21 protein-coding genes and 1 tRNA gene are annotated in these 24,094 nt (G+C 70.8%); 13 read left to right on the top strand and 9 right to left on the bottom strand.

Annotated elements, in window-relative coordinates; all coding sequences use genetic code 11:
* Nucleotides 1–48 precede the first annotated feature (48 nt).
* On the top strand, nucleotides 49–1,095 hold the full coding sequence (locus tag ACGFY9_RS02695; RefSeq protein ID WP_393751212.1) for a PQQ-binding-like beta-propeller repeat protein: 1,047 nt from the start codon (nucleotides 49–51) through the stop codon (nucleotides 1,093–1,095).
* A 59-nt stretch (nucleotides 1,096–1,154) separates the two neighbouring features.
* Nucleotides 1,155–1,991 carry a nucleotidyltransferase domain-containing protein gene (locus ACGFY9_RS02690; RefSeq protein ID WP_393751210.1) on the top strand — a complete coding sequence of 279 codons (837 nt, stop codon included), beginning with the start codon at nucleotides 1,155–1,157 and terminating at the stop codon, nucleotides 1,989–1,991.
* Here ACGFY9_RS02690 and ACGFY9_RS02685 read toward each other — a convergent pair.
* The 4 genes from ACGFY9_RS02685 to ACGFY9_RS02670 all read right to left on the bottom strand — a co-directional run bounded on the left by ACGFY9_RS02685 (nucleotide 1,988) and on the right by ACGFY9_RS02670 (nucleotide 4,502).
* Entirely contained in the window at nucleotides 1,988–2,818 is an 831-nt protein-coding gene (locus ACGFY9_RS02685; protein WP_393751209.1) for an MBL fold metallo-hydrolase, read from the bottom strand. The two genes, ACGFY9_RS02690 and ACGFY9_RS02685, sit on opposite strands and share 4 nt — an antisense overlap.
* Before the next feature lie 55 nt (nucleotides 2,819–2,873).
* Nucleotides 2,874–3,743, bottom strand: coding sequence for an NUDIX hydrolase (locus ACGFY9_RS02680; RefSeq protein ID WP_393751207.1), 870 nt, complete (start codon nucleotides 3,741–3,743; stop codon nucleotides 2,874–2,876).
* Nucleotides 3,744–3,879: 136 nt separating this feature from the next.
* Nucleotides 3,880–4,347 (bottom strand): RidA family protein, encoded by a 468-nt coding sequence (locus tag ACGFY9_RS02675; RefSeq protein WP_393751205.1) that lies wholly within the window; start codon nucleotides 4,345–4,347, stop codon nucleotides 3,880–3,882.
* Nucleotides 4,344–4,502 carry a DUF4177 domain-containing protein gene (locus ACGFY9_RS02670; RefSeq protein ID WP_019063748.1) on the bottom strand — a complete coding sequence of 53 codons (159 nt, stop codon included), beginning with the start codon at nucleotides 4,500–4,502 and terminating at the stop codon, nucleotides 4,344–4,346. Before ACGFY9_RS02670 ends, ACGFY9_RS02675 begins: the two co-directional genes overlap by 4 nt.
* A gap of 95 nt (nucleotides 4,503–4,597) precedes the next feature.
* Between ACGFY9_RS02670 and ACGFY9_RS02665 the strand changes: the two genes are divergently transcribed.
* A complete protein-coding gene (locus ACGFY9_RS02665) occupies nucleotides 4,598–5,572 on the top strand; it encodes an ArsA family ATPase (RefSeq protein ID WP_393751203.1) in 975 nt (324 codons plus the stop codon).
* Entirely contained in the window at nucleotides 5,572–7,014 is a 1,443-nt protein-coding gene (locus ACGFY9_RS02660; RefSeq protein ID WP_393751202.1) for an ArsA family ATPase, read from the top strand. The genes ACGFY9_RS02665 and ACGFY9_RS02660 overlap by 1 nt, the downstream gene beginning before the upstream one ends.
* A gap of 64 nt (nucleotides 7,015–7,078) precedes the next feature.
* Here the strand turns inward: ACGFY9_RS02660 and wblA are convergent, their stop codons facing one another.
* Nucleotides 7,079–7,417, bottom strand: a complete 339-nt coding sequence (wblA, locus tag ACGFY9_RS02655) for a transcriptional regulator WblA (RefSeq protein WP_019063745.1) — start codon at nucleotides 7,415–7,417, stop codon at nucleotides 7,079–7,081.
* Between the two features lie 407 nt (nucleotides 7,418–7,824).
* Between wblA and ACGFY9_RS02650 the strand changes: the two genes are divergently transcribed.
* Complete coding sequence (locus ACGFY9_RS02650; RefSeq protein WP_393751200.1) at nucleotides 7,825–10,101, top strand: transglycosylase domain-containing protein; 2,277 nt, start codon at nucleotides 7,825–7,827, stop codon at nucleotides 10,099–10,101.
* Between the two features lie 141 nt (nucleotides 10,102–10,242).
* Here the strand turns inward: ACGFY9_RS02650 and ACGFY9_RS02645 are convergent, their stop codons facing one another.
* The gene (locus ACGFY9_RS02645) at nucleotides 10,243–10,710 is read right to left on the bottom strand and encodes a GatB/YqeY domain-containing protein (protein ID WP_393751198.1); all 468 of its coding nucleotides are present in this window, start codon (nucleotides 10,708–10,710) and stop codon (nucleotides 10,243–10,245) included.
* A gap of 118 nt (nucleotides 10,711–10,828) precedes the next feature.
* Between ACGFY9_RS02645 and ACGFY9_RS02640 the strand changes: the two genes are divergently transcribed.
* The 3 genes from ACGFY9_RS02640 to ACGFY9_RS02630 all read left to right on the top strand — a co-directional run bounded on the left by ACGFY9_RS02640 (nucleotide 10,829) and on the right by ACGFY9_RS02630 (nucleotide 12,881).
* On the top strand, nucleotides 10,829–11,755 hold the full coding sequence (locus tag ACGFY9_RS02640; protein ID WP_393751196.1) for a metallophosphoesterase: 927 nt from the start codon (nucleotides 10,829–10,831) through the stop codon (nucleotides 11,753–11,755).
* 218 nt (nucleotides 11,756–11,973) lie between these two features.
* Nucleotides 11,974–12,753 carry a Pr6Pr family membrane protein gene (locus tag ACGFY9_RS02635; RefSeq protein ID WP_393751194.1) on the top strand — a complete coding sequence of 260 codons (780 nt, stop codon included), beginning with the start codon at nucleotides 11,974–11,976 and terminating at the stop codon, nucleotides 12,751–12,753.
* 54 nt (nucleotides 12,754–12,807) lie between these two features.
* Nucleotides 12,808–12,881: transfer RNA gene (locus ACGFY9_RS02630), tRNA-Pro, on the top strand.
* 81 nt (nucleotides 12,882–12,962) lie between these two features.
* Here the strand turns inward: ACGFY9_RS02630 and ACGFY9_RS02625 are convergent.
* A complete protein-coding gene (locus ACGFY9_RS02625; RefSeq protein ID WP_393751192.1) occupies nucleotides 12,963–13,727 on the bottom strand; it encodes a DUF4232 domain-containing protein in 765 nt (254 codons plus the stop codon).
* Nucleotides 13,728–13,928: 201 nt separating this feature from the next.
* On the opposite strand from ACGFY9_RS02625, the gene ACGFY9_RS02620 reads away from it, so the two are divergent.
* The 4 genes from ACGFY9_RS02620 to ACGFY9_RS02605 all read left to right on the top strand — a co-directional run bounded on the left by ACGFY9_RS02620 (nucleotide 13,929) and on the right by ACGFY9_RS02605 (nucleotide 17,562).
* Nucleotides 13,929–15,422, top strand: a complete 1,494-nt coding sequence (locus ACGFY9_RS02620) for a helix-turn-helix domain-containing protein (protein ID WP_393751190.1) — start codon at nucleotides 13,929–13,931, stop codon at nucleotides 15,420–15,422.
* 181 nt (nucleotides 15,423–15,603) lie between these two features.
* The gene (locus ACGFY9_RS02615) at nucleotides 15,604–16,005 is read left to right on the top strand and encodes an STAS domain-containing protein (RefSeq protein WP_393751188.1); all 402 of its coding nucleotides are present in this window, start codon (nucleotides 15,604–15,606) and stop codon (nucleotides 16,003–16,005) included.
* Between the two features lie 64 nt (nucleotides 16,006–16,069).
* Nucleotides 16,070–16,816: an ANTAR domain-containing protein gene (locus ACGFY9_RS02610; protein WP_393751186.1), complete on the top strand. Its 747-nt coding sequence runs from the start codon at nucleotides 16,070–16,072 to the stop codon at nucleotides 16,814–16,816.
* A complete protein-coding gene (locus ACGFY9_RS02605) occupies nucleotides 16,813–17,562 on the top strand; it encodes a GAF domain-containing protein (protein WP_393751184.1) in 750 nt (249 codons plus the stop codon). Before ACGFY9_RS02610 ends, ACGFY9_RS02605 begins: the two co-directional genes overlap by 4 nt.
* Nucleotides 17,563–17,568: 6 nt before the next feature.
* On the opposite strand, the gene ACGFY9_RS02600 is transcribed toward ACGFY9_RS02605, so the two are convergent.
* Complete coding sequence (locus ACGFY9_RS02600) at nucleotides 17,569–18,573, bottom strand: acyl-CoA desaturase (protein WP_393751182.1); 1,005 nt, start codon at nucleotides 18,571–18,573, stop codon at nucleotides 17,569–17,571.
* A 281-nt stretch (nucleotides 18,574–18,854) separates the two neighbouring features.
* On the opposite strand from ACGFY9_RS02600, the gene ACGFY9_RS02595 reads away from it, so the two are divergent.
* The gene (locus ACGFY9_RS02595; protein ID WP_393751180.1) at nucleotides 18,855–19,214 is read left to right on the top strand and encodes a hypothetical protein; all 360 of its coding nucleotides are present in this window, start codon (nucleotides 18,855–18,857) and stop codon (nucleotides 19,212–19,214) included.
* Between the two features lie 30 nt (nucleotides 19,215–19,244).
* Here ACGFY9_RS02595 and ACGFY9_RS02590 read toward each other — a convergent pair whose 3' ends face one another.
* Complete coding sequence (locus ACGFY9_RS02590; protein WP_393751178.1) at nucleotides 19,245–24,059, bottom strand: DNA repair ATPase; 4,815 nt, start codon at nucleotides 24,057–24,059, stop codon at nucleotides 19,245–19,247.
* Nucleotides 24,060–24,094: the final 35 nt, after the last annotated feature.

Genomic DNA, 24,094 nt, shown 5'->3' with positions numbered 1-24,094 from the left:
GGGCCCTGCTCGTACGGCGGGGCCCTTCGCGTATCACCAGGGGTGGGGATGTACGAGGACAAGGCGTCGGATTCGGCCTGGAAACACTCCTGGTGGCGAAGATCGGCGCGTCGGCTGTGGAGAACGCCCGACGAGAAGGGCGACCTCGGCGGAAGACCGCTGGGCCTGTGGCTGACGGACGACACCGTCGTCATCGCCCGCGCGGACGGGGTGCGGGCGTTCCGGGCCACCACGGGCGACCCGCTGTGGACCTGGCGGCCGCCGGGCGACCAGGTCGTCGGGGTGGTGTCCGCCGACGCCGAGAGCGGCGTGGGGGTGGTGATGCACTACGACGCCGGCCGGCGCCGGGACGTGAAACGGGTCGGCCTCACCTCGCTGGCGGTGGCCACGGGCGAGGTCGTACGGCGCCGGAAACAGGACACGGCGCCCCTGGGGCACATACCGTCCGAGGTCGCCCTCGGCGGGGGTCTCCTCGCGACGGCCGGCGAGTCCTGGCAGGACGGGGAGGCGCGGCCGGTGATGCGCGCCCTCGACGTGGACACGGGCGAGGTGAGTTGGACATACGAACTCACCGACCCGCGCGTGGGGAGCGCGTCCGTCATCAGCGCCCGCCCCTTCGTGGCGTCCCTGAGGACGCGCGGTGTGCGCGGCGGGCACAGCCTCCTGGTCCTGGGCGACGGCGGCACGGGGGCCGTGACGCTGGCCCTCCCGGAGGGCTACGAGAGGTTCGGCGAGCAGGTCGCCGTGGCCGGTGACGTCCTGGTGGTGGGCCTGGTCCCCAAGGACAGGGCCGAGCTCGACCGGGGCAACCGGCTCGGGGCGTACTCCCTCGCCTCCGGCGAGCTCCTGTGGGAGTGGCACGGCAAGGAGACGTACCAGGACGGCGTCCTCGCCCACCGCGGCCGGCTGCTGGTCGTGCACGAGTACGGCGGCCGCCTCAGCGTGCTCGACCCCACCGACGGCAGGGTGGTGGCCCGGCGCAGGCTGCCCGGCACCGCGTTCGACTCGCTCGTCGCCGCGTCCGGCGACCTGGTCGCGGTGGGCTGCGAGGCCGGCGACTACAGCCACGGGTTACGGGTGTTCCGCTGGAGATGACCCCGATCGGCGGCCGGAAAAGCACTCCCCGGGGGCCCGTCTCCCGGCACAGTGATCCCATGGCCGGAACCGTTCACCACAGAGGGCTCGACGCCCAGGGATACATCGAGCGCGAGGGCTCCTTGGGGCGCGTTCCGCACGCCTTCCGGCCGGTCGTCGCCGCCGCGCGGGACCGGCTGATCGACCTCTACGGGGGACGCCTCAACAGCGCGTACCTCTACGGGTCGGTCCCGCGCGGCACCGCGCGCGTGGGGCGCAGCGATCTGGACCTGCTTGTCGTGACCCGGCAGGAGCCGACCGAGGAGGACCGCTCCGAGGCCCGGAACCTCGGCGAGGCGCTCGACAAGGAGTTCCCGGAGATCGACGGGGTCGGCACGCTGTTGTACGGCCGGGCACGGCTGCTGAGCGATGCGGAGACGTACGACCTGGGGTGGTTCGTGGCGTGCCTGTGCACCCCGTTGCTCGGGGAGGACCTCGCCGAGGACCTGCCCCGCTACCGCCCCGACTCACGGCTGGCCCGGGAGACGAACGGCGACCTGGCCCGCCTGCTCCCCCGCTGGCGCGAACGCATCGCCGCGGCCGAGGACACGGACGAGGCCCGCCGCCCCCTGATGCGCTCCATGTCCCGCCACCTGGTCCGCACCGGCTTCACCCTGGTCATGCCCCGCTGGAACGGCTGGACCAGCGACCTCCGGGAGATGGCAGAGGCGTTCGCCGCGTACTACCCGGAGCGGGCGGAGGCCCTGCGCGAGGCGGCGGAGTCCGGATCCGAACCGACGGGCGACGCGGACGTCCTGCGGTCGTACGTCGACGATCTGGGCCCGTGGCTGGCCGAGGAGTACGCGCGCGTGCACGGCGTGAAGACACCGCGCCCGGAGGACGTGGGCCCGGACTAGATCAGGCCGTGTTCCTTGAGGTAGTCCAACTGGGCCCGCACGGACAGTTCCGCCGCCGGCCACAGGGAACGGTCGACGTCCGCGTACACGTGGGCGACGACCTCGGCCGGGCTCCGGTGACCGTTCTCGACGGCCGTCTCGATCTGGGCGAGCCGGTGGGCGCGGTGGGCGAGATAGAACTCGACGGCACCCTGCGCGTCGTCCAGGACCGGCCCGTGCCCCGGCAGGACGGTGTGGACGCCGTCGTCGACGGTGAGGGACCGCAGCCGCCGCAGCGAGTCCAGGTAGTCCCCCAGACGCCCGTCAGGATGCGCCACGACGGTCGTACCGCGCCCCAGGACGGTGTCCCCGGTCAGCACGGCCTGATCGGCCGGGAGATGGAAGCACAGCGAGTCCCCGGTGTGCCCGGGCGTCGACACCACGACCAGTTCCAGCCCGCCGACCCGAACGATCTCCCCGGCCCCCAGCCCCTCGTCCCCGAGCCGCAACGCCGGATCCAGCGCGCGCACCTTGGTACCGGTCAACTCGGCGAACCGGACGGCACCTTCCGCGTGGTCGGGGTGCCCGTGCGTCAACAGGGTCAGCGCGACGCGTTTCCCCGCCTTCTCCGCGGTGTCGACGACGTTGCGCAGATGTCCCTCGTCCAACGGCCCCGGGTCGATCACCATGGCCAGCTCGGAGTCGGGCTCCGACACGATCCACGTGTTCGTGCCGTCCAGGGTCATCGCGGACGCGTTGGGCGCGAGGACGTTGACGGCACGCGCGGTGGCTGAGCCGGTCAGCACCCCTCCGCGTGGCTGGCCGGGGAGGGCGGCTGCGTCGGTCATGCGGGGGCGCCTTCCTTGGCGGTGACGGGGTGGGGGGTGCCGTTCGGTGGGGTGGTCATGCGGGCGCCCCGCCCAGAGGAATGTGCTTCGTGAACTCCCCGTGGCCCGGCCACCCCAGGACGATCTCGCCGTCCTCCAGGCGGGCCCGGGCGAGGACCGGGGTCAGATCGCGTTCCGTGGCCGCCGAGAGGGCCTCCGCCGCGCTGCCGTACGGAATCAGGCCGCGCAGGGTCGCGATCGTCGGCGGCATCATCGTCAGGTCGCCCTTGTCGTAGCCGGTCGCCGCCTCGCTGGGAGTGATCCACACCGTGCGGTCGGCCTCCGTGGAGGCGTTGCGGGTGCGCTGCCCCTCCGGGAGGACGGCGACGAAGAACCAGGTGTCGTAGCGGCGGGTCTCGAATTCCGGGGTGATCCAGCGGGCCCACGCGCCCAGCAGGTCGGAGCGCAGGACCAGGCCGCGGCGGTCGAGGAACTCCGCGAAGGACAGGTCACGGGCGACCAGGGCGGCGCGGTCCGTCTCCCAGTCGGGGCCCGTGGTGTCGCCGACGACCGAGTCGGGGGCGGGTCCGGCGAGCAGGACGCCCGCCTCCTCGTACGTCTCCCGTACGGCCGCGCACACGATCGCCTGGGCGGCCGTCTCGTCGACTCCGAGCCGGTTCGCCCACCACGCGCGCGTGGGGCCCGCCCAGCGGACGTGATGGTCGTCGTCGCGCGGGTCGACACCGCCGCCCGGGTACGCGTACGCGCCCCCGGCGAAAGCCATGGAGGCGCGTCTGCGCAGCATGTGGACGGCGGGGCCGGTGTCGGTGTCCCTGAGGAGCATCACCGTGGCCGCCCGACGGGGTTCCACCGGCGTGAGTCGACCCTCCGCGAGCGCTCTGATGCGCTCGGGCCACTCCTCCGGGTACCACTGACCGTTCGCCATGGGCGGAGGCTATCCCGTAGTGCGCGGATGTTCGAGAGGCAACTACCCGTACCCCTGGACAGCGATTACGCCCGATCCCGCACTCCAGGACAGCGACAGCGATCAAGCCGGCTCGTCGTCCGCCCCGGGGCAGCGACTACGCCTGCGTCAGCTCCACCTGGATCTCGACCTCGACCGGTGAGTCCAGCGGCAGTACCGCCACGCCGACCGCGCTCCGCGCGTGCACGCCCTTGTCGCCGAGGACCTCGGCGAGCAGTTCGCTGGCGCCGTTGATGACACCGGGCTGGCCGGTGAAGTCGGAGGCCGAAGCGACGAAGCCGACGACCTTCACCACGCGCGCGATGCGGTCGAGATCACCGGTTACGGACTTGACGGCCGCGAGGGCGTTCAGCGCGCAGGTGCGGGCCAGTTCCTTGGCCTCCTCCGCGGTGACCTCACCGCCCACCTTGCCGGTGACGGGGAGCTTGCCGTCCACCATGGGCAGCTGGCCCGAGGTGTAGACATACACCCCGGACTGCACGGCGGGCTGGTACGCGGCGAGCGGCGGGACGACCGCCGGCAGGGTCAGACCGAGCTCGGCCAGCCTGGCGTCGACGGCACTCATGCCTTCTCCCGCTTGAGGTAGGCCACCAGTTGCTCGGGGTTGTTCGGCCCGGGCACGACCTGGACGAGCTCCCAGCCGTCCTCGCCCCAGGTGTCCAGAATCTGCTTCGTGGCGTGTACGAGAAGCGGCACTGTCGAGTATTCCCACTTGGTCATGCGGCCGACTTTAGCCGTTGCGAACCGGCCGCCGGTCGTCGCGTTATCCACAGCCTCCCGCTTGGTTCGGGCGCGGACTGGTTAGGCTCGAAGACGTGAGCAGGCTCCAGGTCGTCAGTGGCAAGGGCGGTACCGGCAAGACCACGGTGGCCGCGGCCCTCGCGCTGGCCCTGGCCACCGAGGGGAAGCGGACGCTTCTCGTCGAGGTCGAGGGTCGCCAGGGCATCGCGCAGCTCTTCGAGACGGAGACGCTGCCCTATGAGGAGCGGAAGATCGCCGTCGCTCCCGGGGGCGGGGAGGTGTACGCCCTCGCCATCGACCCCGAACTGGCCCTTCTGGACTACCTCCAGATGTTCTACAAACTGGGCGGAGCGGGCCGCGCCCTGAAGAAACTCGGCGCGATCGACTTCGCCACCACGGTCGCGCCCGGCCTCCGGGACGTCCTCCTGACCGGCAAGGCCTGCGAGGCCGTACGCCGCAAGGAGAAGAGCGGACGGTTCGCCTACGACTACGTCGTGATGGACGCGCCGCCGACCGGCCGCATCACCCGTTTCCTCAACGTCAACGACGAGGTCGCCGGGCTCGCGAAGATCGGCCCGATACACAATCAGGCCCAGGCGGTGATGCGGGTCCTGAAGTCGCCGGAGACGGCCGTGCACCTGGTGACGCTGCTTGAGGAGATGCCCGTCCAGGAGACCGCGGACGGCATCGCCGAACTGCGGGCGGCACGGCTGCCGGTGGGCCGGATCATCGTCAACATGGTGCGCCCCGAGGTGTTGGACGCGGCCGGCCTCGATCTCGTACGGGCCGTCCCGCGCACCGCCGTAGCGCAGGCACTGTCTTCCGCGGGCCTCGGCGGGGCCCGGCGCGGCGGCAACGCCGAGAAGCTGGTGGACCCGCTGCTCGCGCAGGCCGAGGAGTACGCCGAGCGGTACGCGCTGGAGCACGACCAGCGGGCCGTACTCGCCGAGCAGGGCCTGCCGTTGCACGAACTGCCGTTGCTCGCCGAGGGCATGGACCTCGCGGGCCTGTACGAACTCGCCACCGAGCTGCGGAAGCAGGGGATGTAATGAGTCCGGACCCGGCCCGCGAAACGGACCCCGCCCGCCCCCGACAGTCCTCCTCCGCACAGGACCCCGCCCGCCCCCATCACATCTCCCACGCGCGCGTGCTCGACGTGGACCCCCTGCTCGACGACCCGGAGACCCGGATCGTGGTGTGCTGCGGCTCGGGCGGGGTCGGCAAGACGACCACCGCGGCGGCTCTCGGGCTGCGGGCCGCCGAGCGGGGGCGCCGGGTCGTCGTCCTGACCATCGACCCGGCCCGCAGGCTCGCCCAGTCCATGGGGATCGACTCGCTGGACAACACCCCGAGGCGCGTGAAGGGCGTCGACGGGGACGGCGAACTGCACGCCATGATGCTCGACATGAAGCGCACCTTCGACGAGATCGTCGAGGCGCACGCGGACCGCGAGCGGGCGGCCGCGATCCTGAACAACCCCTTCTACCAGTCGCTCTCGGCGGGCTTCGCGGGCACGCAGGAGTACATGGCGATGGAGAAGCTGGGCCAGTTGCGCGCCCAGCACGACTGGGACCTGATCGTGGTGGACACCCCGCCGTCCCGCTCGGCGCTCGACTTCCTGGACGCGCCGAAACGTCTCGGCTCGTTCCTGGACGGCAAGTTGATCCGGCTGCTGACCGCCCCGGCGAAGCTCGGCGGCCGGGCCGGGATGAAGTTCCTCAACGTCGGCATGTCGATGATGACCGGCACGCTCGGCAAGCTGCTCGGCGGTCAACTGCTCAAGGACATCCAGACGTTCATCGCCGCGATGGACACCACCTTCGGCGGCTTCCGCACGCGCGCGGACGCGACGTACAAGCTGCTCCAGGCGCCCGGGACGGCGTTCCTGGTGGTCGCGGCCCCGGAGCGGGACGCGCTGCGCGAGGCGGCGTACTTCGTGGAGCGGCTGGCGGCCGAGGAGATGCCGCTGGCCGGTCTGGTCCTCAACCGGGTCCACGGCAGCGGAGCCGCCCGGCTGTCGGCCGAGCGGGCACTCGCCGCCGCGGAAAATCTTGAGGAGCCCCGCATTGTCGATCAGGTGGGCGGGAAAGCTGGACTTCGTAACTCTCCCGACACGTACGGCAGTTCAGAATCTCCCGCTTCATCGCCCGCCACCGAGGCAGCAGTTCGCGCCGCAGCTCCTGACGAAGGCTCCCCCGCCGACACGGACCAGGAGCGGTCCGCCGCCACGGACGACACCGACGACCAGCCGACCGACGACGAGCGATCAGTCGACCAACTCACCGCAGGCCTGCTCAAGTTGCATGCCGAGCGGATGCGGCTGCTCTCGCGTGAGCAGCGCACACGTGACCGCTTCACCGCGCGCCACCCGGAGGTGGCCGTCGCCGAAGTGGCCGCGCTGCCCGGCGATGTACACGACCTCGCGGGGCTGCGGGACATCGGGAACCGGCTCGCGGCCGGTCGGCCGGAGCTGCCCGAGACGAAGGTCTGACGCGGAACCTCCGGGCGCGCCCCCGGGGATCGCCCGAGGTCGGCCCCGAAGGGACCGGTGGGTGTCAGCCCACCGCCGCGTAGTTCTCGTAGATCTCGTCGTCGTCGAGGGGGATGATGCCGACCCCTCGTTCGTACTCGATACGCGCGGTCTCCAGTAGCCGGCGCCATGAAGTGACAGTGGGCCGCCTGCGCAGCAGTGCGCGGCGCTCCCGTTCCGTCATTCCTCCCCACACGCCGAATTCGACGCGGTTGTCGAGCGCATCGGCGAGGCACTCCGTGCGAACCGGACATCCGGTGCACACTGCCTTCGCCCTGTTCTGCGCTGCTCCTTGAACGAACAGTTCATCCGGATCGGTAGTGCGGCAGGCCGCCTGCGCACTCCAGTCGGTAACCCAGCCCATACCGGCGCCGTCCTCTCCCGAATCGAGGCTCCCCCACGGCGGCAGCGGCATATTCACCGCCGCCAGTTGAGGACGTTACGGAAGGTGGGCACAGCGCAACACCCCCTTCGGGCCCAATCTTGAATGGCCCGAACGGACTATGGGTAAGCGGCAGATCACCCGGGGGAGTGAGCTGACGACATGCGTGACTTTCCCGGCAAAGCGGGACAGTTGACATGCGCCACAAGGGGCACCAGGTGACACAGGAGGCGGATTCGGACACGCCTCCGACAAAAAATCCGGGAACGACCGGAACGATTCGGGGTCGCCGGACGTATTGATACGTGACCGCGCTGCTGTGACAGTTGAGAGCAGCTTAGGCCAACGCCTATACACGTGTCCGGCGAATGAGAACGTAGGCTGCCCCCATGCCAAAAAAGCGCTCGGGTGGTGGTCTGTCCCCCCTGCAACAGACCGCCAAGTTCCTCGGTGTCAGTGTGCTCGCCGGTGCCGTGATGGCCGGAATCGCGATGCCCGCGGCCGGCGCGCTGGGACTGGCGGCCAAGGGCTCGGTCCAGGGATTCGACGACATCCCGGACAGTCTGAAGAGCCCTCAGCTCAGCCAGCGCACCACGATCCTGGACAGCAAGGGCAACCAGATCGCCTCGGTCTACTCCCGTGACCGCACGGTGGTGGAGCTCAAGGACATCTCGCCGTACATGCAGAAGGCGATCGTCGCGATCGAGGACTCGCGCTTCTACCAGCACGGCGCGATCGACCTGAAGGGCGTCCTGCGCGCCCTCAACAAGAACGCGCAGAGCGGCGGGGTCTCCCAGGGCGCCTCGACCCTCACCCAGCAGCTGGTGAAGAACTACTTCGTCGAGGAGGCCGGTGACGACCCGACGAAGGTCGCGCAGGCCACGCAGCAGACGCTCGGCCGCAAGGTCAAGGAGCTGAAGTACGCGATCCAGATCGAAGAGAAGCTCGGCAAGAAGAAGATCCTTGAGAACTACCTCAACATCACCTTCTTCGGAGAGCAGGCCTACGGCGTCGAGGCCGCGTCCGAGCGCTACTTCTCCAAGCACGCCAAGGACCTGAACCTCCAGCAGTCGGCACTCCTCGCGGGCATCGTCCAGTCGCCCACGCGCTACGACCCGATCAACGACGAGGCCGAGGCCAAGAAGCGGCGCAACACCGTGCTGGCCCGCATGGCCGAGGTCGGCGACATCTCCAAGGCGGAGGCCCTGGCGGCCGAGAAGACCGACCTGGGCCTGAAGGTCAGCCAGCCGAAGAACGGCTGCATCACCGCGGTCAAGGGCGCCAGCTTCTTCTGCAAGTACGTCGAGAAGGTCTTCCTGAGCGACCCGGTCTTCGGCAAGACCAAGGAGGCCCGGGCGAAGATCTGGAACCAGGGCGGCCTGACGATCCGTACGACGCTGGACCCGCAGGCACAGGACTCGGTGCAGGCCTCCCTCAAGGACCACATCTACAAGTCCGACTCGGTCGCCGCCGCGGCCACCCTCGTCGAGCCCGGCACCGGCAAGATCCTCGGAATGGGCCAGTCGAAGCCGTACGGCTACGGCAAGAACGAGACCGAGTACAACTACTCGGTCAACGCCGACATGGGCGGCTCGAACTACGGCTTCCCGACCGGTTCGACGTTCAAGCCGTTCGTCGCGGCGGCCGCGCTGGAGCAGGGCCTGCCGGCCACCCAGCAGTACCCGGCGCCGTACTCGATGGACTACCCAAGCCCCGTCTCGACCTGCAGCGGCAAGAACTGGGTCAACACGGACGGCGCGACGGTGGAGAACGAGAGCGAGTCGGAGAAGGGCCCGTACGCGCTGAAGGAGGCGATGGCCAAGTCGGTCAACACCTACTTCGTGCAGATGATCTCCGACATCGGTCTGTGCCCCGTGGTGAACATGACCAACAAGCTCGGGGTCGTGCAGGGCAACGGCGACAAGATCCCCGAGGTCCCGGCCATCGCGCTCGGCTCCAAGGGCCTCTCGCCGCTGACGATGGCCACCGCGTACGCGGCCTTCGCCAACGAGGGCACCTACTGCACCCCGATCGCCATCGAGTCCATCACCCAGAAGGTGGGCAACGAGCAGAAGTCGCTCGCCGTCCCCAAGTCGACCTGCACGCGCGCGATGAGCAAGAAGACCGCCGACACGATCAACACCGTGCTGCGCGGCGTGGTCGACTCCGGCACCGGCCAGGAGGCCGGCCTCACCGACCGCGAGAGCGCCGGTAAGACGGGTACGACGGACTCGCGCAAGAACGCCTGGTTCGTCGGCTACACACCCCAGCTCGCCGGCGCGGTCTGGGTCGGCAGCGCCAAGCAGAACGTCGAGATGACCAGCATCCGCATCGGCGGCGTCTGGCACGACCAGGTCTACGGCGCCGACACCCCCGGCCCGATCTGGAAGGACGCCATGACCGGCGCCCTGGAAGGCAAGCAGGTCGAGAACTTCCAGCTCGTCAACATCCCGGACCCCGTCAAGAAGGACAAGGGCAACGACGGCGGCAAGAACAACGACAACGGGGGCAACGACAACGGCGGCCTGACCACCGACGGCGGCACCACCGGCACGACCGACGGCGGCACCACCCCCACCCCGACGTTCTCCTTCCCCGACGGCTTCATCCAGGGCACGTCGAACGGCGGGAACAACGGCAACGGGAACGGCGGCAACAGGGGCTAGCACCCAGGCTGTCGGCAGTTCTCCTGCTTCTTCCGCTTCTTCCGCTTCTTCGTCTACGACGAGGGGGGCGCCCCCTGGTGAAAGGGGGCGCCCCCGTCGTCGTAGAGAATGCGTTTCTCCGGGTGACCGGTTCAGGTCGGTTCAGCCCGCGAGGAGCTTCTTCACCACGGCGGCGACGCGGCCGCCCTCGGCCAGGCCGGCGACCTTCGGGTTCACGATCTTCATGACGGCGCCCATCGCGCGCGGGCCCTCGGCGCCGGCCGCCTTGGCCTCCTCGACGGCCTGGGTGACGATCGCGGTCAGCTCCTCGTCACCGAGCTGCTTGGGCAGGTACTCGGCGAGGATCTCGCCCTCCGCCGTCTCCTGCGCGGCCGACTCGGGGCGACCGCCCTGCGCGAAGGCGTCTGCGGCCTCGCGGCGCTTCTTCGCCTCCTTGGTGATCACCTTGAGGACCTCGTCGTCGGAGAGCTCGCGCTTCTCCTTGCCCGCGACCTCCTGATTGGTGATCGCGGAGAGCGTCAGCCGGAGCGTGGAGGAGCGCAGCTTGTCGTGCGCCTTGATCGCGGCGTTGAGGTCTTCCTGCAGCTTCGCCTTGAGCGTGGTGGTCATGGGTCTGATTCTCTCAGGTGCGTGCGTCCGGCCGCCCGCCGATTTAAGTGACCGCTTGAGCGGCCCCTTAAGCGGCCGCGGCCGACGGGGTGTCAGTGGGGTCTGACACCATGGCGGTATGCGCGCGCGATATGGAGTACCTCTGGGAATTGCGGCGGCCGGTGCCGCCGGTGTGGTCTATGCGGCGGCCTTCGAGGTCCGCTCCTTCCGGCTGCGCCGGGTGACGGTCCCGGTGCTGCCGGCCGGCATGCGCCCGCTCAGAGTCCTCCAGGTCTCCGACATCCACATGGTCGGCGGCCAGCGCAAGAAACAGCGCTGGCTGCGCTCGCTGGCTGGCCTGCGCCCCGACTTCGTGATCAACACCGGCGACAACCTCTCCGACCCGGAGGGCGTCCCCGAGGTCCTGGATGCGCTCGGCCCGCTGATGGACTTCCCGGGCGCGTACGTCTTCGGCTCGAACGACTACTACGGCCCCACACCCCGTAACCCCGCCCGGTACTTGTTCGAGAAGACCGCGGGCCGCCACGGCCTGAACGGCAACCCGCCCGTCGTAGGCGCCGTCCACAACCCGTGGGAGGACCTGCGGGACGGTTTCGACGCGGCGGGCTGGCTGAACCTGACGAACACGCGGGGGACGCTGAAACTCGACGGCGCGTCGGTGGAGTTGACCGGCCTGGACGACCCTCACATCAAACGCGACCGCTACGCGCGCGTGGCCGGCGGCCCGTCCGACGACGCCGACTTCTCGATGGCCGTGGTGCACGCGCCGTATCTCCGGGCCCTGGACGCGTTCACGGCGGACGGCTACCCCCTGATCCTCGGCGGCCACACACACGGCGGCCAGCTCTGCATCCCCTTCTACGGCGCCCTGGTCACGAACTGCGACCTGGACACGGACCGGGTGAAGGGGCTGTCCCGGCACTCGGCGGAAGGGCGGACGTCGTATCTGCATGTGTCGGCGGGGTGCGGGACCAGTCGGTACACGCCGGTTCGGTTCGCCTGTCCGCCGGAGGCGACGTTGTTGACGTTGGTGGGGCGGGAGTAGCGGGAGTAGGAGACAGGTGCCGGGGGCTGCGGTGGGGGTCCTCATGGGGTTGCGGTCGCTGGGGTAGCTCGTCCAGCCCACCCGTGACGTTGGTGGGGCGGCGGTAGGGGACGGGTACCGGGGCTGCGGTGGGGGCCCGCATGGAGTCGCGGTCGCTCGGGTAGCCCGTCCAGCCCACCCGTATCGCCCCTTTCGTCCTCGCTGCCTAGCGTGAGGGCATGACCGCCCCGATACCCAGGGACATCCCGGACCTCCCCGCGGTACCCGGCATGCCCGCGCTGCTCGCCTCACCCGTTCCCGCCACCGCGGTGGTGGCCCCGTACCGTCGCCCGCTGACGGCTGCGTACCGACTGCTGGTCGCGCTCGTGGCGGCAGCGGCGGTGACCGTCGACCTGTTCCTCGGCAGCCCGATCCGGGTGCTGACGTACTTCACGATCCAGAGCAACATCCTGCTGGCCCTGGTCATGATCGCCACGGCCCGCCGCGCCTGGACGGCCCGTCGCCCCCTCTCCCCCCTGGTCACGGGCGCGGCACTGCTCTACATCACGATCACCGGCCTGGTGTACCACCTGATCCTGACGCACGCGTCGAGCCCGTTCGCGATGACGGGCGGCACCCTCAGCGGCTGGCAGGCGGTGACGAACCAGGTCCTGCACACGGTGATACCGATCGCGGCGGTGATCGACTGGCTGTTCCTGACCGCCCCCGGCCGGCTGCACCTGCGGATGGCGGCGACGTGGCTGCTGTACCCGATGACGTACCTGGCGGTGTCGTTGGGCCGGGGCGAGCTGATCCTCCCCGGCACACCAGGCCGCTACCTCTACTCGTTCCTCGACGTGGAACGGCACGGCTACAAGAGCGTCCTGGGCAACGCCCTCCTCCTCGGCCTCGCCTTCTACGCCCTCTCCGTCCTCCTCGTGGCCCTCGACCACGCCCGCCCCAACCCGATCCGCCATCGCGCCAAAACCGGATTTCGTCTCCGGCCACCGGTGGGCTAAAGTAAACGACGTCGCCGCGATGAGCAGCAACACTGGCAAGACGAGTGGCGACATCGGGGTGTAGCGCAGCTTGGCAGCGCGCTTCGTTCGGGACGAAGAGGTCGTGGGTTCAAATCCCGCCACCCCGACAGCCAACTAGTAGTACAGAGGGCCGGTACTGGAATCCAGTACCGGCCCTCTGGCGTTCTGGGCGACCCCGTCCCCGCTGCTCAGTACGTCAGCGCGTCCTGCGCGTCCGGCAGCCAGTAGGTCACCTTCAGGGAGTCGTCCACGTACACGCCCTTTGCCGGCAGGGGCGGGGTCGCTGCCGGGCTGATGCTGTTGTTGTCGCGGTCGAAGAAGTAGACGGAGAGGGACTTGGCGGTGCGGCCGTTGGTGCCGGTGCCGTTGTCTCCGCCGGAGAGGGCCACGCCGGCGTAGCCCGACTGGCCCGGGGTGAGGGTGGTCACCGCCTGGGGCTGGGAGTCCTTCATGACCGGCGGTACGGACTGGGCGTCGTCGAAGTTGACGGCCGGGTAGTAGTAGAGGTCGCAGGTCTTGGAACCCGTGTTGGTGACGGTGAGCAGCATGTGGTTGATGGGGCGCGAGACCGTCTGGGCCGTCACCTTGGTGTTGGCGCCGTTGCACGGGACGCTGCCGCTCGTGGAGGTGCCGGAGCCAGAGCCGGAGCCCCCACTCGTCTTGCTTCCACCCGAGCCCGTGCTGCTGCCCGTCCCGCCGCTGTTGCCCGTCGAGGAGCCACCCGACGTGGACCCGGTGGACCCCGTGGACCCGGTCGACCCACTCGTCTGTCCCGCCCCGCCCGTCTTCGTCCCGGACGGTGCCGGCGTCGCCACCGTGGAAGAGGTCGGGTTGGCCGCGCCCTCGTCCTGTACTCCCAGCTTGTCGTTGCAGGCCGTGAGGGAGAGCGCGGCGAGTGCGACGGTGGTGGCGGCGAAGAGGCGGGTGCGGGGACGGGCGGTGAACGCGGACATGGCTGTTGTGCCTTTCGGAAGGAGGGAAGTGGCCGCCGCCCAACCGGTCGGCGGGCGGCGTGCTTTGATGACCGCAGCTTGTGCCGCTTTCCGTCCCACCCGCTACGGCAGCCGGGATCTACGGGAACCTGGAACGTTCGCACCGGCTCTTACCTGGGGGAACAGTGACTCCCTGGAACGCTCGACTGGAATGGGGGCAGGGTGGCAGGGCCTGAGGAGACCGCCGATTTCGCGGCGCTGATACGGGAGCTCAAGGACCGGTCGGGGCTGAGCTACGGCGTGCTCGCGAAGCGGCTGCACATGAGCACGTCGACGTTGCACCGGTACTGCAACGGCGATGCCGTACCCACCGAGTACGCCCCCGTCGAGCGGTTCGCCCGGCTCTGCAAGGCGACCCCGGACGAGCTCGTCGAGGCCCACCGCCGGTGGATCCTGGCCGACGGGGCACGCCAGCGGGAGCGGAAGGCCGCCGCCGGGGCCGCTTCAGCCGCAACCCCGGCCGCTACGGCAACTGCGCCAACTGCGCCAACTGCAGAGCCCGGCACGAACACCCCCGCGTCCGCCACCCCCTCCGCTCCCACCCCCTCCGCTTCCACCCCCACCCGCACCGGCACCGGCACCGGCACCCAGCCGCCCACCACGCCCATCCCCACGCCCACCTCAACCCCCGAGGCAAGCCCCTCCAACGCAAGCCCCTCCGACACAACCCCACCCGGCGCGAACCCCCCGGAGACAAGCCACCCCACCACCCCCAACCCCGCCCCCCGCAACGGCAATCGCCCCCGCCGCCGCACCACCCTCCTCACAGCCGCCGCCGTAGCCGTGGTCGTCGCCGCCACCGCGCTCGTCCCCCGGCTCGTGTCGGGCGGCGACGGCGGCGACCGGAAGCAGGACGCCGGGGCCGTGACCTCCACCGGACGCGGCACCTCCTCCCCCTCCCCGTCGTCGAAGGCGAAGGCGACCTCCTCCCCCTCCTCCTCCACCTCGCCCTCCGGCAGCGCGAACCCCTCCGGGTCCGCCACGGCGAAGACCGGCACGTCCGCCACCCCGAGCGGCAAGGCCGGCGGCGCCGACGCGGCCGCGGCCGCCGTTCCGCTGACGGTGACCTCACGGCCGTATGCCTGGGAGAGTCCGTGCAGTCAGACCTACCTGGTCGACGAGGACGCGGCGAAGGTGCCGCCGCCGCCCACCGAGCAGGACGCGCCGAGCTGGGTGAGTGCGCTGGGGGCGGTCTCCGCGGACAGTCAGTACCTTGAGCTCACTGTTCAGGGCACCGGGCAGGAGACCGTCGTACTCCAGTCGCTGAATGTGCGGGTGGTGCAGAGCGGGTCGCCGCTGGCCTGGAGCGCGTACGCCATGGGGTATGTCGGGGTCGGCTGCGGTGGCGGGGTGCCCACGCACTCCTTCGACGTCGGGCTGGACGCGACGCGGCCGGTGGCCACGCCGAAGGCGGGGCAGACGGGGCTGCCGTACAAGGTGAGCGAGAGTGATCCCGAGGTCCTGTACATCACGGCCGCCGCGGCGTCGCACGATGTGCGCTGGTATCTGGAGCTGGCGTGGACCAGCGGGACCCGCAAGGGCGTGCTGCGCATCGACGACCAGGGGAAGCCGTTCCACACCAGTGGGATGAGCGGGCGTCCGCGGTACGGCTATTCGCTGGACGACAGCGAGTGGGTACCGCATCAGGCCGACTGAGGCAAGCACAAGGCCGAAACCGGTATCCATGAGCCGGAAACGGCTCCCGGCATATCCCTCCCCGGCAGTACGCTCGTCCTACGGCAGCCCGGGACCCCGGCCCTCTCCGTGCAGTCCCTTTCCGCGCAACAGAGGCCCTGCGCAAGGCGAAAGCCACTCTCTTACAGGGGAGATGGGGCACATGGGCCCGCATCCTGATCTGTTCGACGAACCAGGCGGACAACCGGACGGACAACAAGACGGACTACGAGTGGTGCGGGCCGGCGGTGAGCTCGATCTGATGACCGTGCCGGCCTTCGCGCACGAGCTGAAGGAGGCCCTGCACGGCGCGGGGCGGCTCTTCGTCGTCGTCGATCTGCTCGACGTGACCTTCGTGGACGGCAGTGTTCTGGACCCGCTGAGCGCGGCCTGGGAGGAGTGTCGTGAGCGGCTCGGGTGGCTGCGCGTCGTGCACTCCCGGCCGGAGCCGTTGCTCGTGTTCCGGGCCGCCGGTCTGGTGGAGCGGTTCCCGCGGTACACGAGTGTGCGGGATGCCTGGAAGGGTGTGCTCGCCGACCGCGCGCTGGAGCGACGGGCCACGTAAGGTACGGCAGACGTCGGTCGGCGCATCGTCTCGAAGTGTCCCGGCGGCCGCGGAACGGAGCACGGTGATCAGCGACGGCATAGCCGAAGTCCTGCGGTCGTTGCGCCTCGGTGAGGGCGGCGATCCCGCGCAGGCCTGCGCCCGGGCACTGGGTGCCGAGGGTGTCGCCCTGTCGCTGCTGGTCGGCGCCGACCGTACGGCTGAGCCGCTGTGGTGCCATCCGGAGCTGAGCGCCCGTTTCGAGGAGCTCCAGTTCACGCTGGGCGAGGGCCCCGGCCCGGAGGCCGTCCGCACCGGTGCGCCCGTGCTGGAGCCGGACCTGGACCGGGTGCGCCCCGAGCGGTGGCCGGTGCTGCTGCCGGCCGCGCGGGACATGGGCGTCCAGGGTGTGTGCGGGTTCCCGCTGGGCATCGGCGCGATCCGGGTCGGCGTACTGACCGTGCTGTGCGCCGGGGACCGACGGATCAGCGAGCAGCAGTACGCCGACGCCACCGCCCTGACGGCCGCGCTGACCGGCGTGTTCCTGAACGGGAACGGGCACGCGAACGGCACCGCACCCGGGCCGGACGCGATGCCGGACTGGCCGACCGGGCTGAACCGCCCCGTCGTGCACCAGGCGACCGGGATGATCAGTGTCCAGCTGGGCGTGTCCATCCAGGAGGCCCTGCTGCGCCTGCGGGCCCACGCCTACGGCAGTGAACGCACCCTCGGAGAGGTCGCGGCGGACGTGGTCGCCCGCCGGCTCCGCTTCGGGGACGAATTGGACGACGATATGAGCGGGCCGTATTCGCCCGACACTGGAGAGGGATGATCGTCATGGCCCGCGAACGACGTCTGGCCGAGATCTTCGTGGAGGTCGCGGACTCCCTGGTCGAGGATTTCGACGTCATCGACCTGCTGCACCGGCTGTCCGCGCGCTGCGTCGAGCTGCTCGACGTGTCGGCGGCCGGCATCCTCCTCGTGGACGCGCACGGCGAGCTGCAGATCATCGCCGCCTCGGACGAGCACACCCGCCTGCTGGAACTCCTCGCGCTCCAGCACGACCAGGGCCCGTGCGTCGAGTGCTACCGCACCGGCGCCGCCCGCACCAACATCGACCTGACGCGCGCCGAGGCGACCGCGGCCTGGCCGCGCTTCGCGGCGCAGGCCCGCGAGACCGGGTACGTGACCACCCACGCCATACCGCTGCGGCTGCGCAACCGGGTCGTCGGCGCGCTCAACCTCTTCCAGACCACCCCGCACCGCCTGGGCGACGACGACATCGCGCTCGCCCAGGCCCTCGCCGACGTGGCCACCATCGCGGTGCTCCAGCAGCGCACGCTGGAGCAGTCGCACGTCGAGAACAGCCAGCTGCAGACCGCGCTGACCAGCCGCATCCTCGTCGAGCAGGTCAAGGGCGTGCTGGCGGAGCGCTGGAACACGTCCGTCGACGACGCCTTCACCGCGTTCCGCTCCTACGCCCGTGCCCGCCATCTGCGCCTGTCGGACCTCGCGGCGCAGATCATCGAGGGCGACTTCGACACCCGGGCCATGCCGGTACCACCGCGCGCGTCGTAGCCGAGGTCAGGCGCGGCGGGCGGCGACCCGGTCCGCGGACGGCCAGTGCACGTCGTAGGCCCAACCGGCGCGCTCCATCAGGCGGATGACGGCGGCCGACGGGTCGATCTGGCCGCGGTCGACGCCGTGCCGGGCGCTGGTGGGGTCGGCGTGGTGGAGGTTGTGCCAGCTCTCGCCGAAGGAGAGCAGGGCGAGCGGCCACAGGTTGGTGGCGCGGTCGTGGCGCCGGGTGCGGAAGGGGCGCTCGCCGATCATGTGGCACAGCGAGTTGACGCTCCAGGTGACGTGATGCAGCAGCGCGATGCGCACAAGTCCCGCCCACAGCAGGCCTGTTACGCCGTACAGCCAGCTGCCGCCGATCGCCCAGCCGAGACCGAACGGCAGCGCGAGCGTGAGCAGGCACAGCCACGGGAAGGCGCGGGAGACGGTCCGGATGTCGGGGTCGTCGACGAGGTCGGGGGCGTAACGTCCCGCCGGCGTACGGTCGTTGCGGAACAGCCAGCCGACATGGGCGTCGAACAGTCCGTGCAACTGACCGCGCAGATGGGTGCCGTAGCGGTACGGCGAGTGCGGGTCGCCGGGCCGGTCGGTGAAGGCGTGGTGGCGGCGGTGGGTGGCGACCCAGCCGATGACATCCCCCTGGAAGCTCATCGACCCGGCGACCGCGAGCGCGACGCGCACGGGCCGGACCGCGCGGTACGAACCGTGGGTGAGCCCGCGGTGGAAGCCGACCGTGACGCCGAGGCCGGTGACCGTGTAGAGGACGGCCGCGAGCACGATGTCGACGGGGTGGATCAGCCGCCCCCACAGCAGCCAGCCGGCGAGGCCGAGACCCACGAACGGCAGGACGACGATCGCCGCCGTGACCCCGATGTATATCCGGTCCCCGCTGCTGCGGACGGGCGCCGGGCCCTCGTCCGGCGGGAAGGGGGAAGTGCCGTCGTAGGGCGGGGGCGGCGGGCCTGTGCCCGCCGGGATCCCCGTCGTGGACGGGGTGGAGATGATCGACATGCTGGGACTCCTCGGCCTCGCTGCGGATGGCGCGGCCGGGGTCACGGGCTGCCCCTGTGAAGGGAAACGCGAGGACACGGCGTCGGAGCGGGACATCGGCGCGCGAAGGCCTCGGTCCTTCCACGGTACTCCGGCCCGCGCCGGAACGCGGTGGCCGGGAGCGCGCGACCGCCGCGTTGACACGAACCGTCGCCGCACGTTGACTGGCAGCACGGCGCAGGGCAGTGGCCGGTGCAGGACGATCCCAATAACGCCTTCGGGCGGGACGGAAGCGACTCCCGATGATGTACGACCAGACACGCGCCCAACAACCCGCGGGCCAGAACCGGGTCCCCTCCGAACGCCGCACCCCGGGCCCGGAGCCGCTGCTCCCGTCGAGCGAGCGGGACAAGGTCCTCCAGAAGCTACGGCACGCCCTCAACACCTTCGCGGACACCCCGCGCGATGCCCTGGAGGAGGCGGAGAGCGCCTACGACGAGGCCACCGCACAGCTCGTGACCGCGCTCGCCGCCCGCCGCGACCTCCTCCGCGCCGCCTGGGCGGACCAGGACCCCGAGTCCCCGTCCGAGGCCGAGTCCGAGGAGTTCCGCAACGCGCTGCGGCAGTACCGCGAGATCACCCAACGGCTGCTCCAGCTCTAGCAGTTGGCTGTACGGGGAGGTTGGTGGCCTTCATTTCGGGCCGCTGCTCGCCCGTGTGATCGCCGACTCCACCGCCCCGATCCGCTCGGCCAGCACCCCGAGGGCCGCCACCGCGTGGCTCAACGGGTCACCCTCCTCCATGCCTCGCGACCGTACGTAGGCCGTCTTCAACTCACCCCAGCGCACCGCCTGTTCACCCGTCAGCGTGCCGCGCAGCTCCCCCAGCTTCAGCAGGTTCGCCTCGGCGCCCGTCCCCAGCGTCTGCGCCTCGGCGGTGTAGTGGTCGTCCAACACCGCCGCCAGCTCACGGGAGTTCATCACCGGCTCGATGCGCTGGGCGATGCGGTTCATGGTGCGGTACGACCCCTGGAGCCGGAACGGCGGTTCCGTGCGGGCCGCGTCCGTCGTCGCCGACGACGCCATGTACGCGGAGTTGACCGCGAGCACGGTGTTCCGGGCGGTGATGAGATGCCTCAACAGCCCTACGATCCGGGCGAGTTCGGCGGGGTCGCAGGCGTAGGACAGCCGGTCCGCGCGGGCGGTCGCGTCACCCTCCGCGAGGCGGATCAGCAGATCCAGGTCGGCGCGGTCGCGGCCGGCGAGCGGGGCGAGGACCGGGTTGGAGGTCAGGGCGTTCTCCAGGAAACTCAGCGCGAACACCGCCTCCTTGCCGGTCAGGACGTCGCCGAGGTTCCAGACGTCCGCACGGTTGGCCAGCATGTCGGGGACCCGGAAACGGCCGCCCGACTCGGTGTGGGGGTTGCCGGTCATGCAGACGGCGAACCGTTTCCCCCGTAGGTCGTATGTACGCGGTACGCCCTCCCACACACCCTCCACCCGCCGCGTCGCATCGCACAACGGGATGAATTTCTGCAGGAGTTCGGGCGAGGTGTGCTGGATGTCGTCGAGGTGGAGCAGCACGTTGTTGCCGGCCGCGAGCGCGAAGTTGACCTTTTCCACCTCCTGCCGGGCGGTCGCGTTCGGCGCCTCGGCCGGGTCGAGGGAGGTGACCCCGTGCCCGAGGGCCGGCCCGCTGACCTTGACCAGGACCAGCCCGAGCCGGTCGGCGACGTACTCCATGAGGGTCGTCTTGCCGTACCCCGGCGGCGAGATGAGCAGCAGCAGGCCGCCCGTGTCGGTCCGCCGCCCCTTCCCCGTCGTACCGATCTGCCGCGCCAGGTTGTCGCCGACCAGCGGGAGATACACCTCGTCGACCAGGCGCCCCCGCACGAAGGACGACATCACGCGCGGCCGGTACTCGTCGAGCCGCAGCCGGGCACGTTCCGCCGCCACCAAGGCCGTACGGCGACGCTGGTACGCGCGATGACCGGGGACGTCCGACCTCCTGAACTCCCTTGTCCGGGCGAGGAGTTCATCGACCCGGAGCGACAACGACCCCGCCTCGATCCGCGGATGGGTGCCCAGCAGTCCCCCGACCGTCTCCGTCAGCCGGGCGTCCGACTCGTACCGCGGTACATCCGGGCAGAGTTCGGCCGCCACTGCCTCCCCGAGGTCACCCGGGTCGGCCTCGGTGCCGGACGCCGTCGTGTACGCCGTCAGCCAGGCCTCGACCAGCTGGCGGCGGGCGGCCAGGTCTTCGACGGCGAGCACATCGTCGTCGTAGGCCGAACTTCCCACCGCGCGGCGGAACTTGTCGAGGAGGGTGCGTGCGGCGGCGCTGATCACGAAGCCCTCGGGTCCGGTGGTCAGTTCGTCGAAGAGGTAGGCGGCGGAGGGCTCGCCGGTCCGGTCGGCCAGTTCCGTCAGGAAGTCGGTGACGGCCGGGGTCGGTCCGAAGGTGTCGCGGGCCCGCGCGAGCGACCTCGCCCGGCGCGTCCAGCCCGCGCGCTCCTCCGGGCTCGTCCCGTGCGTCCAGAACAGCAACGCCCTTGCCCGGGAGGCCGGTTCGTGCCGCAGCAGGCCCGCGCCCTCGTACCGGCGGAGCAGCGCGGTGAGGATCGCGGTCGCGTCGTGGTCGTGCACGCCGCGCTCGTAGCCTTCGTCGTACGACTCCTGCGCGGCCCGGCGGACCAGGGCGGCGAGGTCGGGTTCCTGGGCGAGGGCCTGGGCGCCGTGTTCGTCGAGGAGGCGGGCGGCGAGGTGTTCGGCGCGGTAGACCCGCGGTGATTCGGAGGGCAGCGGGCGGTCCCAGAATCTGCGGGTGGCCGCGAACTCCGGGTCTGTGACCGGGGTTCGGTAGTCCGTCCCGGTGAGGGCGAAGGCGAGGCCGTCTCCGGCGGGGACCAGGGTGAGGTCGAGGGGCTCGGTGTTCACGGCGAAACGGTGGCGGCCCAGGCGCAGGATCCGGCCGCCGTCCGTGTACAGGTCGGTGCGATCGCGCAGGGCGCGGACCGCTTCCTCGCGGGCCGCCGCGAGCCGGCCGGTCAGCTCCTCCGCCCTCATCCGGTCGCCCAGGTCCCGGAGTTGGTCGGCGGTGCGGCGGATCTTCGTCACCATCGGGTCGGAGGCGAAGTACGTACTGACCGCGTCGGCATCGGCGAGCGTGCCCGCCCGGCGCCCCACCGTCTCCAGAACCCGGGTGGCCGAGGCCGCCAACTGCTCGGCTCTACGGGCGCGTTCGTCGGCCAGCGTCTGCTTGCGGGCGGAGAAGGTCTCGTAGATCTCGGTGCGTCTGCCGGTCAGTTCGGCGAGGAAGTCGTCGAAGTCCGCGAAACGGGCTTCCAGGTTCTCCAACCGCACGAGCAGCCGGGCGAGTTGGGCGTCGCAGGCCTCCGGTGTCGCCGCGTCCGCCAGCGCGCCTGTCACCGCCTGGCCCAGCAGCGCGAACTCGGCCGCGAACTCCGCCCGGCCCTCCCGGTCCTGAAGCTCCCTGCGCCGGGCGTCCAGCGTGGCGCGGGCCCGGTTGACGCCGCCCAGCACCTCGGCGATCCGCTCCAGGATCGACGTACGGACCGTGGCGTCACCGATGTCGAGCCCGGCGATCACCTCGGTCACCGTCCGCAGTCCGTCGGTGAGTTCGTCGAGCCGGGCGGCCACGGGTGCCGACTCGGCGACCGTGGCCAGCTCCCCCGCCTCCGCGACCAGCTCGCCGATCACCTCATGGTGCCCGGCGAACGCGTCCTCGCCCGCCAGGAACACGACCGCCCGCTGCCCGAACGCCCCGAGCTCCGCCTCCGCCCCGGCCACCGACTCGTCGATCCGCGCGGTGTCCGCGTACCGCATCTCCTTCAACTTCAGCAAGTGCCCCTGCGCACGCCGGAGTTCGGTCAGGCCGCCGACCCACCCCGCCGCGTCCGGGGGCACCTCGCCCCGCAGCCGTCGTACGAGCCCGGTGAGCCGTTCCGTGGCCTCGGCGAGGGCGTCGGCCGCGCGGGCGGTGAGCGTCCGGACGGTCTCGAACTCGGCCAGGACCTGCTCGGCCGTGCCCCGGACGTCCTCCAACGGGCCGCCCAGATCACCGAGTTCGGCATCCCCGAGCCAGTGGTACGAGTCCGCCGCCCGGACACACGCGCCGACCAGTGCCTCGTACATCTCCGCCGTGGGCTCCATCCCGGCCACCGCGCCCGCGAGGGAAAGGCAGTCGGAGATGCCCCGCACGAGATCGGCGTTCCCCACCCGGAACAGCGGTCCGGAGCCGACGAGTCGGTCGGCTGCGTACGTGTCGGAGACATACGGGGTACGCCACACACGCAGGGGATGAACCCGAGCCGCCTCCTCTTCCACGCCCGCGCGCAGTTCCATCAGCGTGCCGTCCCCGAAGAGCGCCCAGCCCTGGCAGGACAGCGGGTTGGCGACCTCCTTGCGGATCATGTTGTACGGCAGCAGCAGGCTCCGCCCCGGCACCCGGACCCGGTACGCGAACAGCACGTCCTCACCGTTGGGCGAGCGCACCACCCGCTCCAACTCCAGCCCCGCGGTGTCCACTTCGAAGGTCTTCCACACCCCCGTGGCCAGGCAGTACCCGCCCGGGAACACGATCCCCTGCTCCTCGGGAAGCCGATGGCACGACAGCCCGATCCCGTCGAGCCGTACGACGCCCTTGGTCAGCGTGTTGAAGACCAGACAGCGCCGGGCCTCCTCCTTGTACGGACGCACACGCAGCAGCACCAGCGCCCCCACCCGCGCATACGCGATCTCCGCGTCGGCCGCCGACTGCAACGGCTCGTCCACCGGCTCGGAGTAGATCCCCTCCCCCGTCTCGGTGTTGTCCTCCATCTTGACGGTGAGAGTCCCGCCGACCGTGTCGACGTACAGCCCGTCCTGGATCCGGACGTGCGGGTGCCGGCCGGGGACGAGGTCCTCACGGGTCGTCGCCGTCCAGTCGACGTCGTACGGCGGCGGGAAGACGTGGTCGCGTTCGCCGTGCGCGTCCAGGAAGGTCGCCGACCGGCCGTCGTCCGTGAGTTCCCAGCGCAGGACCCGGATGTCGTCGGCCTGCTCACCGGTGCGGAAGACGGCGAGCAACTTGCCGTCGAGACGCCGGAGTTGAAGCAGGCGGGCCTGACGGTAGTACCGGTGCAGGGCGGTGAACTCCCGCACGAAGTCCGGGTCGTCGAGGAGTCCGGGTACGGCGTTCTCGGGCAGTCGGCGCAGGTCGTGGCGGTCGTGCAGGGCAAGGACGTCGGCCACCGTCGTCTCGCGGGTGACCCCGAGGGAGACCTGGCGGCCGAAGAGGAGGGTGTCTCCTACGGCGACGACGTCGCGCGGCGCGGCAGGGTGCTCGGTGTCGAGGCGTTCGGTGCCGGTGAGTTCCAGGCGGGTCGAGCCGAACTCCTCGGTGCGGCGGGCGTTGAGCGACTCCGCGCGGCGGGCGAGTTCGGCGGCCTGTGCGGCGAGGCGGTCGCGCAGGACCTCGTAGGTGCCGGTGTCCAGGCCGGTGGTCATGGGTCCCTCTCAGGATCTCGGGGTGAAGTGAGTCC

It is taken from the genome of Streptomyces sp. NPDC048504 (assembly GCF_043200035.1).
GTDB lineage: Bacteria > Actinomycetota > Actinomycetes > Streptomycetales > Streptomycetaceae > Streptomyces.
This window is presented reverse-complemented; position numbering and strand designations above follow the sequence as displayed.